General features: G+C 33.6%; 10 protein-coding genes. 1 reads left to right on the top strand and 9 read right to left on the bottom strand.

What is annotated here, in order from left to right:
- Positions 1-709 precede the first annotated feature (709 nt).
- From CXF67_RS02160 to CXF67_RS18580, 8 genes are all read right to left on the bottom strand, one after another.
- The gene (locus tag CXF67_RS02160) at positions 710-4,945 is read right to left on the bottom strand and encodes a DUF4347 domain-containing protein (protein WP_145990346.1); all 4,236 of its coding nucleotides are present in this window, start codon (positions 4,943-4,945) and stop codon (positions 710-712) included.
- 101 nt (positions 4,946-5,046) lie between these two features.
- Positions 5,047-5,892, bottom strand: a complete 846-nt coding sequence (locus CXF67_RS02155) for a hypothetical protein (protein WP_102087251.1) — start codon at positions 5,890-5,892, stop codon at positions 5,047-5,049.
- Positions 5,893-6,026: 134 nt separating this feature from the next.
- Positions 6,027-6,629 carry a hypothetical protein gene (locus CXF67_RS02150; protein ID WP_102087250.1) on the bottom strand — a complete coding sequence of 201 codons (603 nt, stop codon included), beginning with the start codon at positions 6,627-6,629 and terminating at the stop codon, positions 6,027-6,029.
- Positions 6,630-7,049: 420 nt separating this feature from the next.
- Positions 7,050-7,496, bottom strand: coding sequence for a hypothetical protein (locus CXF67_RS02145; protein ID WP_102087249.1), 447 nt, complete (start codon positions 7,494-7,496; stop codon positions 7,050-7,052).
- A gap of 1,363 nt (positions 7,497-8,859) precedes the next feature.
- Complete coding sequence (locus tag CXF67_RS02140) at positions 8,860-9,309, bottom strand: hypothetical protein (RefSeq protein ID WP_102087248.1); 450 nt, start codon at positions 9,307-9,309, stop codon at positions 8,860-8,862.
- A 101-nt stretch (positions 9,310-9,410) separates the two neighbouring features.
- Positions 9,411-10,067 carry a hypothetical protein gene (locus CXF67_RS02135; protein WP_102087247.1) on the bottom strand — a complete coding sequence of 219 codons (657 nt, stop codon included), beginning with the start codon at positions 10,065-10,067 and terminating at the stop codon, positions 9,411-9,413.
- On the bottom strand, positions 10,051-10,542 hold the full coding sequence (locus CXF67_RS02130; protein WP_102087254.1) for an RNA polymerase sigma factor: 492 nt from the start codon (positions 10,540-10,542) through the stop codon (positions 10,051-10,053). Before CXF67_RS02130 ends, CXF67_RS02135 begins: the two co-directional genes overlap by 17 nt.
- Positions 10,543-10,805: 263 nt before the next feature.
- A complete protein-coding gene (locus CXF67_RS18580) occupies positions 10,806-10,985 on the bottom strand; it encodes a T9SS type A sorting domain-containing protein (RefSeq protein WP_257984556.1) in 180 nt (59 codons plus the stop codon).
- Here CXF67_RS18580 and CXF67_RS18575 point away from each other — a divergent pair.
- The gene (locus CXF67_RS18575; RefSeq protein WP_257984555.1) at positions 10,975-11,310 is read left to right on the top strand and encodes a hypothetical protein; all 336 of its coding nucleotides are present in this window, start codon (positions 10,975-10,977) and stop codon (positions 11,308-11,310) included. The genes CXF67_RS18580 and CXF67_RS18575 overlap by 11 nt on opposite strands.
- A gap of 49 nt (positions 11,311-11,359) precedes the next feature.
- Here CXF67_RS18575 and CXF67_RS18570 read toward each other — a convergent pair whose 3' ends face one another.
- On the bottom strand, positions 11,360-11,920 hold the full coding sequence (locus tag CXF67_RS18570; protein ID WP_257984554.1) for a hypothetical protein: 561 nt from the start codon (positions 11,918-11,920) through the stop codon (positions 11,360-11,362).
- Between the last annotated feature and the right edge of the window lie 115 nt (positions 11,921-12,035).

The following is a 12,035-nucleotide window of genomic DNA, read 5'->3' as shown; positions in this document are numbered from 1 at the left end:
TCGTCGAAACCTATGGCTATACATTGTATTTGAAAGGAATAGTTAGATAAAAATAGCCTGAAGTGGCTCTACATCTCCCTAGTCCATTGTATTCTAGTTGATTAATATTTGATTCCTAAGCACTATGAGTCTTGCGCAATTTTTAAATCGTGCTGCCTATTCTTCTTTGTTTGGCTTAGCCTTTTTAGGCATAATTGCAATAGGGATAAAGTGTCCATATATTGTTTGTTTAATTTGCTGTAAAACCCTTTGTCTAAGCTCAAAGATGCCATTTGATTTAAAAAATTGTTGGTTAAGCTATCTGCTAAATCTTTTGTAACACCAGAATCGGTTTGTTTGACAAGTACTTGATGATGGACCATAAAATTAAATTGGTCGGTAGCTATCAGCACACTTTTTAGTGTGCGAGATATGCTATATGTGAAATGCTCAAACGTAGTTTAGCAGGACGATAACTTGTGGATTTGTCTCCTTATACCACGTGTTGCGCTGAGCTTGTAGAAGTGTTTCAGGATGACAATTTATATGGTTGACCGAGTTGCTCTAATAACCTAGGACGCAGAAACTTCGTCCTACATACCTGAGCCGATTTACTTACAAAGCATCAAAACACCCTTAACAAAGCTGTTAAGGGTGTTTTGATATCCAAAGGTTCTTAAAGAAACTCTTTTTATGTTACTCGTTAGGAACAAGTGGTAATGAAATAATCTTAATTTGAACTCTTTCCAAAATCCATAGGTTGTTCTACGTTATTTCTAAAGAATTTTCCGTGTCTCATATAGTCTATAAAAAGAAATTCCCTCCAGTTAGATTCGCTACCTGGATTATCTGTATCTGGAAAACTACCTGCGTTTTGTGAGCCGTTGGCTGGGTTTAGACCGGTAGAAGTAGTGAGTAAATTAAACAAGTCAAAGGCATCATCTAAACCGTCATTGTCTGCATCGGCTCCAAGGAGAAGCGTATCTGCTACACCATCATTATTAATGTCGTAAGCTTCTATCGTATCGCTTTCACCATCACCATCGCTGTCATCATCAAACATATCTGGGACGCCATCACTATCTGTATCGGCTAAGATTTGCGTAAAAGCACCTCCTCCGTCTGTATCAAAAGCATCATCTATACCGTCATTATCTGCATCTGTGCCTGTTGGAGCAACGTAATCTGGGGTTGGTTGACTTTCTATGACATCTACAATACCATCGTTGTCTGAATCTATGTCTATTCTATCTGGGTAAAAATCACTATCGCTATTAGTGTCTGCAAGGGCGGCGCCGCCATTATCTGGGTCAAAGGTATCTGCCCAACCGTCACTGTCTGTATCTGTATTATCGTCTGCTCGACCGTCAGTGTTGGAATCTAAACCTCCTGCCTCTATAATATCTGCAATACCATCATTATCTGAATCGAGATCTAGATAATCTGCTATACTATCTCCATCTGAATCTGGACAAGGTATACTTGATGTTTCAATAATTACAAAGTTATCTACAAATGCCCAAATTTCTCTAAGATCAGTTATATTACTTCCAATAAAAATATTATATGTACCAGCGGTTGAAATCCCTAAGGCGGAAGGAACCAAAGTAAAAGTACGTGTTTCCCAAGTCCCAGGAGTACCTCCAGAGTCAATTAAATTGAGGACTGTGCCAATTGGTTGTCCTGTGACTGTGGAAGTAGAATTAAAACGAAAAACAATATCTACATCACTCGGGTTACCTCCAGTTGTACCAGGATTTCTATATTCGGTATAAAGGAATCTAACGGTTAATTCCTCATCAGGATCATTTATAATAATATCCCCAAAAATACCTTCATCATCTCTAAAACCCATAAATGACCCTCCTGAAGGAGAAGATTGAAAACCGGGCAAAGAAGCTCTAGCCGTTTCATTACCCTGAAATGCGATAGTCAAATCTGTACTCAAGTCTGGGGTATCAAATCTTCCCCAGGGCGAGGGAGCAAAATTAGTATCTGCACCATTCGTTGCGTCTTCATCACCTTCATAAGGATTTCCATTAGGTTGATTAAAATCACCATTGGCTATAAGACTATCGTCGATTATAATTTCAGAATTTGTATTGCACTCAACGCTATCTAAAATCCCATCATTATCAGCATCTACATCTTGACCGTCTGAAACGCCGTCATTATCCATATCAACATCTCTATAATCAACATCACCACCAGAATTTACGTCATTATCTACATCTATAAAGTCATTTGCTGGTGTCGTATCATCAAACGCACCATTAACATCAGAATAATCATCTACTGTTTCAAGACTTGACAACAATCCATTAATACCAAAAGCACCTGTAACCTTACCACTTCCATCATTGGCTAATACAGGAAACACCGATTCTTCAACATCAAAAATACCGTCGTTATCTGAGTCTAAATCTAAGAAGTCTGGAAGGTCAGCATTATCTGTGTTTTCAGGAGTCAGTCCTGTTGCAGTTGAGGAATCATTATTTTCATAAGCACTATCTAAGCCATTGTCCCCAACATTTCCCGTTGGTGCAATGTATCCAAGCGATGTCTGTGCTTCTATGTTATCTGGAATACCGTCGTTGTCACTATCTAAATCTAGATGATTAGGTATGTTGTCACCCTCTGTATCTGGGCTATTGAATCCCGAACAAGGCAATGCAGTTACTAGTATTTCTTCTATCCAAGGGTCCCAACCAACTTGACCACCTCCAGTCCATAAAATACGGTAATTAGCGTAAGCTATGGTATTACTAGAAAGATCAAAAACCTCTTGGTCTCCGCTAGCAGTTCCATCTGATGTTTTAGTGCCAGTAAGGTCAACCCAAGTTGAGCCATCAAAACCCTGAGTTTTATATTGCACACCACTTTCTAAAAATGAAACTGTTCCATCTAGTTGAACTGTAATTTGTGTTAAAGCTATTTGTTGATCAAAGCCAATATTAAATATGTCTTGGTTACTTCCTGGATACGGCTGATTATTATCAAAGTAAAATGATTGTTGACCGTCTATAACACCATCAAATAAAGTTGAAGTATTATTTGTAGAGGGTAAATCAGTTGTTACACTTGTAATTGCTTCATCAACTGAAATACAACCAGTAAGACCTTCATCAACATCTAAAATACCATCATTGTCATCATCAACATCTGTACTGTCTGGAATACCATCACAATCTGTGTCGTTGTTGGTCTCTGATATGGTTACAGTTGCAATAGTTACATCGCAAGAGGTATCATCTGCATCACGAACACCAACACTATATGTACCGGCAATTAGGTTCGTAAAAGTTGAAGTTGAAAGCCACGCTCCTGTATTTAATCTGTATTGATAATTACCATTTGCAGCGCCTGTTGGATTACTAATAGTAATGCTCCCTGTAGCATTCCCGCAACTTATGTTTGTGCTATTTACAGTTCCAGAAACAGGGCAAGGATCTACAGGAGTTCCTGTAAATTGAATTTCTTCTATCCATGGATCGTCTACAACTTGAGCTCCACTAGTACTACCAACCCATAAAATCCTATAAATAGTATAAGGTGTAACATTAGAAGGAAAATCAAAATCTTCTCGTTCATTTCCGTTATAATCAGTAACATTTCCATCTGACGTCGTCATAGAAGTTAAATTATCCCAAGCTGAACCATTGAAACCTTGAACTCTGTATTGAACCCCATTCTCTAAAAAAGAATCATCTCCATCATCATCCGTTTCCAATAATATTCTTAACTGAGTTAATATTGACGGTTGGTTAAAGGTTATATTAAAAATTTCGGTATTGGTGCCAGGATAATCTTGATTAGCGAAGTAAAATTCTTGCTGTGTTAGATCTCCATCATTCAAAGTTGAAGTATCACCTGAAGCAATACTTAATTGAGTAGTTATTGAATTAATACTAATTGGAGGAAGATTAGGCCCACCTCCTGAGGAGCTTATAACTATATCGTCCCAATAATAATCCTCAGAACTGCTATTTAACTCAGACCTTAGTCTGATTATTGTATTTGCATTTCCAACAGGTAAAGTTAAAGGACCAATATTTTGAGTTTCCACATCATCATCACTTGGGCAAATTTGTGACCCAGTTCTTGTCCATAATGTAGTATACGAAGTTCCTCCATTTGTTGAAACTTCAACACTAACAAAATCATCTGATTCAAAACCAGAACTACTATCCTCACATCTTCCAGATAGTGATAATTGAGCTGATGATACGGTACTTAAATCTACTGTTCTTGTTGCAAAATCGAAAGGCGAACCTCCATCCATAAAAAGCTCACCACCTGTGAAAATATTATCACCTGTTAAAGTCCAATTATTTACCCAACCCGATCCTCCTGAACTGTTCCCACTGCTAAAATCATCGCTAGCAATTGTTGTTTGCAGATTATATTTATAATTTGGCACAGCAAGAGCTGAAAAAAATTGATTTCCTGCCTCTAAATTCCAATCACCATCCTTACCAGTTATATTTTTAGAAGCTGCTACGGAAATACCGAGTTGCTTTTCTAGGTAAGCCAACGCTTCAAGACCTTTTCCGCCTTTTGCAAAATTACAGCCGTATATATTAACCCCACTCTGTCCTTCGGACATCTCTCCAAAAGGGTGGGAAAACTGTTCGATTAGAAAAAAAGCAATTGCTTCTTTCTCAAGCCATTTGCCGTTGATAAAAAGTTGGCCTGGTTTACCGTGGGTAAACAAATGGAAAACTCCTTCGTTTTGGTTGTTAATGGCTTTGGATAGCACTTCTGGCAAGACTACATCTTTGTCGATGTAATAGGTGTCAGTTTTTACAGTTTGCTTATTACAAAGGCTTTGATCTGCTATTGGCATAGCTTCTTTTGCAAGGGGTCTACTTGTGAATGCTTCACACAAATTATCGGTCGCTACTCCAGTAGCAGCAAAGCTACTTACCCCTAAAACAAATAGAATTATTTTTATTATTTTTATCATGATTTGTTTCTTTAATTCGGTTATAAGATTTACTTTTTTATACAATTGTAATCCTGTTTTAAACCATAACACTACTATGAAACTAGTGTTATAATATTAAATTAGTTACTTCTTGTAAAATTCAAAGTAATATCTCCTAAACGTACTATACTCGTAGTTACAGAACCGGCATCTGTTACAGTCATTTTTAAAACAATGATTCCTGTACTTCCTGCTACTAGCGTTGATAATTCAGCATCTGATGCAATAGTTGTTGATGTCCAGTCATTTTCATCTGCTCTTGATGGAGCTGATGAAATTGCTATGGCTGTTGGATTTTCTTCTGCATACACACTTGCTAGAACATCTGCGTCTGAAGTTGCAGCATAATCTAGATCAATTGCATCCGTTTCCCAACCCACAAAATTAGCTGGAAGTGTAAAACGCAAGATGATATCATAATCGTTCTTACCTCCATCTGTTTGGGTGTTCTCCCAAGAGTAATAATTCATCCAGTTATTTGCTGAACCTGCATTATCACTAGTTAAAAAACCTAGGTTGTCAGAACCATCTGCCTCTAAAGCAGCGCCAGCATACTCTGCGGTAAAAACTATTTTGTCAGTTAGTACTGTTGGTGCTTTTTCTGCAATTCCAGTCCATTTTAGTACGGAAGCATCACCATCAAAAAAATAATACCCCTTAGTGGTCACGTTTTCGGTTTGTCCTGCTACTGGTGTTGCATCTGCTGTTACATATACCAAAACACCGTCTTGGGCAATAGTGTAAGTTTTTGCTCTTAATTGTGATTCTGTAAGGCGTGGTGCTAAAATACCATCTAAAACGGTTGAGGTGGCTGGATCTCCTACTACGTCTAAAGTCGCTTTTGGCTCTGTTGTATTTACACCTACTTGGGCACTTAGTATAAAATTTGCTGCAATTAATACAAAACTTAATAGTAATTTTTTCATCTTATTTGATTTTAATGAAATTGATAAATGCATAAGTTATAGGAAACTCCTCTTAGCTTTCCTATAAAAAGCTGCACTAAACTTGTCGAAATGGAAGAAACTTTTTTGCTGCCTTTGGTAAAGGTATTTTAGTTTTATCCTATGGGTGGTGGTAGGGAATAATAACAACTTAATACAGCTATTTTAAAGGGTGGATTAACGTAAAAATAAGTATCTGATATCTCTTTACTGCAAACAACGGCATATACCAAGTCTCCTTTAGTAGGATAAGTGTACTTTGAGATAGAAGAACTTGGTTTGTTTATTTTTAAAATATTTGTTGTTGCGGTGGCTATACAATTGTTATAATTGGAAAAAGCTCCGCCTTGAAGAGGAAATTTGCCCTGTGGAGCTATTGTGTAGATAACTTGAGTGGGGTGCTTTTTAGCACTTAATTCTAAAGGATTACTTGTATCTAGTTGCTTTTTCTTTTTTGAGGGTGTTTTGGCACCTAAGAAGCAAATTACTTTTGCAGTAGTTTTTTTTTCACTGCTATAAAAAACAGCATTGTCTTTTACGTAAATAATTCCTTGAGAAAGTGCTAAATAAGGCGAACTATGTATGCGATCTAATCCTGTTATTTGAGAATCTTCCTGAATAAATATGGACTCGTAATCTTTTGAAAACGTACAAAAAACTAACAGCATGGCTGAAAGCGTAATACATGATTTTTTATGTGTTTGAAAATAATCGTTCATTCAAAATGGTTAATTTTTAAAACCAATTTACAAAAAAAACTTGTAATCTCAAAAGACATACCTTAAAAACTTTTTAGAATCAATATAGGTAGTATATAAAGGTAGAAACACGCCGTAGTTTTTTAAGTACATCGTAAACTTTAAATCCACAAAACTTTAGTGTGATTAAACAGAAAAATCTAAGAATACAGATTTAATTTCACTAAACCTAAAATTAAAAAAACAGAAAAATAGTTAAAGAATTCGTGATTGATGGACTAACACTTCATGAACTTAAACTGGATTTTACTAAAAAATATGATGAATACTATTTTTTAATATACTGCAACAGTAGTAATTAATAATAAATGAAAAGCATACGAACACATTTATAAGTTGAATTCAAGGAGCATAAAAAACGAAAAAAATTGAATCTTACTTTTAATTCTGATCCATCATTCTAAATTCTTCTTGTTGAGCTGGGACAACGTATTCGTTAAAATACCAAGATGACAATTTTTCTAAGGATAGAAATATACCAACACCGAGAACAAGGCTTATAATAGTCATTAAAATCAGGTTCTTCTTTTTACGTTTTGGATTGATTGAACATTGGTTTTGTTTTTTTCTAAACATATAAACACCAAAAAAACCAATAAAAAGAGCTAGGCCTCTTAATATCCATGAACCAAGACCAATTGAACCATCGTCAGCATAAAAAAAGTCAGCAAAGGAAATGGCGTAAATTCCACCCATTAATCCAAACATAAATAAAACTGCCGGGGCGACACAACAAAGTATTCCAGCTATTCCTGCAGAACCTGCAAATTTAAGTGCCCACTTAATAATATTTGGTTCCTCTTGGGGCTTACTTACACCTTTATTCATTGAATTGTTTTCAAAAGTTAGTCGTTTAATTATCGAAATCCTTACAAAACCAAAACAGCCAAATTAAAAAGTAAAGACTACATACTTTTTTAAAAATAAGAAAGATTATTGCATATCCGTAAAAACTCCAATGTTACGGACTAATTCCTGATATGTATTAGAGTTTAATAGTTTAATATGTAGATATTTTTTTATTTGCAGTACATTTTACAAACGAGCAGAGTTGTGAATTATAGTATAAACAACAGCGCGCCAAAGAGGGAGTTATTTATCATAGATACTGGGGATCCCAGCACTAGGGGCTAAGAAATAAAGGGGCTTATCAGCGCAAATATTATGAAGCTAGACAGACTTTGAAAAGCCCAACACTACTGGAAAATTCGAATCTTTATTTTAGATCTTGATTATCTTGTGATAAATAATACCTTATAACACGAATGACTAGTTTAATATTCCCTATTTCAAATAGATGAATTAGTGGAACTTCTGTTTTTAATAATTTGGTAAGATCAATATTAGAGTTTTTATAATCTAACACTTTCTTATCAAAATCAATTGTATTTATATAACTGAAATCGCAGCTTTCTTCAAAACGGCAAAGCTTAGGATTTTCTATATATTTTTCATAAATTTGATATTATGTAGAATTGTTCTGAAACGACCACAAGGTTTGGTATTCATGCTATTTATAAGCCTTGGTACTTATTCTAAATGATAATTGAGCCCTAGAGAAGAGGACTATTACTTAGTATGACTCTATAAAGTCAGCCGTCAAACTAGTTCACCAATCTCTTCTTGGTTATTCAAATATTATACTAATTATCGATTCTTCAATATAAACAACAAATCTAATAGCTTGTCGAAGTGTGGGCCTATCGGCAAGCCAAATGCTTAATTATTGGCGGTAGTTTATTGTAAATGATGAATTACTTTTTTGGCCATCTTATCAATTGTTTTATTACTAATACAATCCGAAAAATGTCTATGTATTTAGATGTTCTCAAATTGATTTAAATCGCTAATATTCATTGTGCTTTTGTCAAGCTTAGCAAATTCAGAAAATAATCCTGTTTGCCTATATAGAAATTTAGAAAATAATCCATCAATCCCCACGCGATAAAAATTACTTTATTCGGTTTATTAATTAAGTTATCTTAACGGATTAGATGATTTCGGTTCGAGTCGGATGTCAGATGATTTATAAAACTTTTGTTATCTTTTTTAGCCATTCCTGTAGTTGGAAATCCAATCAATTCTAAAAATGATATTTCGCTTGAATAACTATTATCCAATTTTAATTATCAGTGTTTAAAAAAAATAGCGTTACTAATCTCTGTAAGGAAATATTTTGTTTGGATGCTAATTATAGCATGTTTCCAGCTGCTTTAACTTCAGCATCTTTGTTACGTCCAATAATTGCACCTACTACCATTCCTCCTATTAAACCCAGTGAAATACCTAAAGAACCTAGATTAGATAAAATAGCAACACCACACATTAAACCGAATGATAATCCTAAACCACCATACAATTGAGTGTAATAGCCTTTGTTAGTTAGATAGAAAGTATCCTTTAAATAGTTCTCAAATTTATTAAGTGTTTTTTTGAAGAATTTTTTTCTGTTTTCAGGAGTTGATTCTAATTGTAAACTATCCAATTCTGTTTCTATAGATTGAATTTCATCTTTTGAAAATTCTCTATTTTCTAATTCTGCTAGTGTATAAATAAATTTCTCGTAAATCTTAAGTTCAGATTTTTTAGTTGTTTCAGTTTTTAAACCTTTAAAAAAGTTAAGCGCTTTTTTTAGTGTCATAATTTTTATTGTTTTCTTAGTTAGTGGTCCATATCAAAAATTATTACATGCAAAACTCGTTTTTTTTTTAAAGCGCTATAATTAGGTGTTTTAAGAGGTGCTTAACTCCTTAGATTTTCTATATCTGTCATTAATTCTTTTAGTTTTTTGAATACTCTTCCATAAACAATATTTAAATCCCATTTATAAATTCGAGCTCCAAAAAGGGCTAGTAGACCAATTATTACTAATGCTATAACGATTCCTATTACTGGAACTCCGAATATGAGATACGTGTCTGGAAAACCAAAAATAATTTCACTGACAAGCCTTTCACCTAAAGGAACACCTTCTGCATCTTTAAACCAAAAGCCCAAAAGCATTGAAATAAATATAATAGGATACAAAAATCTTGAAATTTTCTTATTGATATCGACTTGTTTTATTATCCATTGATTAAATGCCTTTAAGTATTGATAACTACTTACACCCATATCTATTTTATCCAAATCGATTAATAACCTCTTATTAATAATAACAAGTACAGAAAGTGTGACAAAAAATATGATACCAGTTATAGGTAGTCCGACAAAAAATGAGACCACTAAGAAAACAAATGAGAATGCAACAATTGCAATCAAATTTATTTTAAACATTCTTTTAAATTTATCAATAATATGAATTGATTTTTGGTTGTATAGGTTGTTTACTTTTGGAGCCACTAATGCGTCGCTTTTAAGAAAACCTTCTTTCCATATATTTTCAATTGATTTTTCCATCCAATATTTTTTTTAATCTAATTTTAATTCTTTTAACGTGTACACCAATATTATTGGGGTTAGTTCCAATAATTTCAGCAATTTCCTTTTGCGATTTTTCTTCTAAATAAAGCATAATAACTGCTCTATCTATTTCTGACAGTTTTCTAATAGCATCGTATAATAAATTTAGAGATTCGTCTGAAAACGCGAAGTTGTCTTCGGTTTCTTCAGCAGTTATAGAATCAGATACAAAATGTTGAACATTATTTTTCTTTTTCTTAAGTAAGGTTAAACAAACGTTTAATGAAATCCGATACACCCAAGTGCTCCATTGAGATTCTTCACGAAAGTTGTCTTTACTCCTCCAAATTTGTAAGCACACTTCTTGATAATAATCTTCAAAATCTTCTTGCGAGTTAGTATAAGCTCGACATAATTTGATGATTATTCCTGCAAACGGTAAAATGGAGGTTTTATAAAAATCGCTACTCAATAGTATTGTTTTTATTAGTTGGTGGCTTAAATTAGAAATTATTACAGGCAAATCATATAATTGTAAATAAGAATATGCTTTGGAGATATATTAAGCACAACGGCTCGGCTATGAGTAGTTGCGTGGGATAGCACTAAACTTTGCAAGTATACACCGAGTTGGAAATTCCGCAGAAATTTTCAGAAGTAGACGAAAACAAGCAATTACTTATAGCCATTGTTGTGCAACGTTATATATTTTTTAGTTTTTAAAACAATATTCAATTAATCCTTAATTATTTTCTTGATAATATATGTATGATCTTTTAAATTAATCTTAACCAAATAAAGCCCTCTATTAAGTTTTGAAACATTTATTTTTTGGCTGTATCCTCGATAAACAAGTACAGACTTGATATCATAAATTTCAATTGAAGTAAATTCTAAGCCATCAATGAATAACATATCTTTGACAGGATTTGGATATAAACTAACTATGCTAGTTGCCTGTTCTATAATAGATAATACGTTGTCATTAGTCGTAAATGAAACTAATTTTCCATTATCGGAAAAGGGAGGGATGTTAAATGATTCAGATGTAATAAAATACCTATTAGCCTCAATATATGTTATAGCTTCTGCTTGTTCAAACCCTAAGCTTGTAAGTAATGTTTGCGTGTTAGTACCTGAAAAAACATCATTATTTGTAAAGTTTTCACTAACCCAAACAAAAGGTTGTAATATCGAATTATACCCTACTGAATATACTTTTTCTGTTGATGGATTGTAGGTAGCCCCTGTTATATACCCTCCGCTAGTTAAAGTTGTTGTTAATGGTTCTACAGTAAATGTTCCGCTGTTTTTGGGATTGAGTAAGCTTTTGTTGTGCCATTAACCCAATTTTTAGTAAACAAAATCAAGCTATTTACGTCAAAAGAAATTAGCGCTTCTGCATCCCATTCTGTATTATTAGGGTTTGGGGCAAAATCTATTTGATCTGAATAGCTAAAGTTTATAATTTCTGCTGTTACATTGGTGGAACTTAGATAATCACTTTTATTTAATGTGTAAATTTTTAAATCGGTTCTATCTCCACTGTTGTTGCCTATATCGCCAATATATATTGATGTTTCATCTTGTGCAATATCTTCCCAATCTACATTTGTGGCGTTGGTAACTGTAACTGTTCTAGTAACTAACCCAGAAATCGTATCTAACTCATAAAGATTATTTTCATTACCCGAATCATTATGAATAATAAGTTTATCATTAAAAAATATAGCTCCGGATGATTCACTCAATATTATTGGTAAATCAAACTTTTCTTCAACGTTCGCTATTTGAGCGATGACATTGAATGTGCCTAAAATAAAAGCTGTTATTATAATTATTTTTTTCATTAGTATTTATCGCTATACAGAATTTGGTTTAAAAAGATTCTACGTGTAATATAATATGTTTTTTTTGTTTAATTATCTCCAAGTTCATTTTTTTGAGCTCGTTTTTAATTATTTA

This window comes from Psychroflexus sp. MES1-P1E, assembly GCF_002836055.1.
Taxonomy (GTDB): Bacteria; Bacteroidota; Bacteroidia; order Flavobacteriales; family Flavobacteriaceae; genus Psychroflexus.
This window is presented reverse-complemented; position numbering and strand designations above follow the sequence as displayed.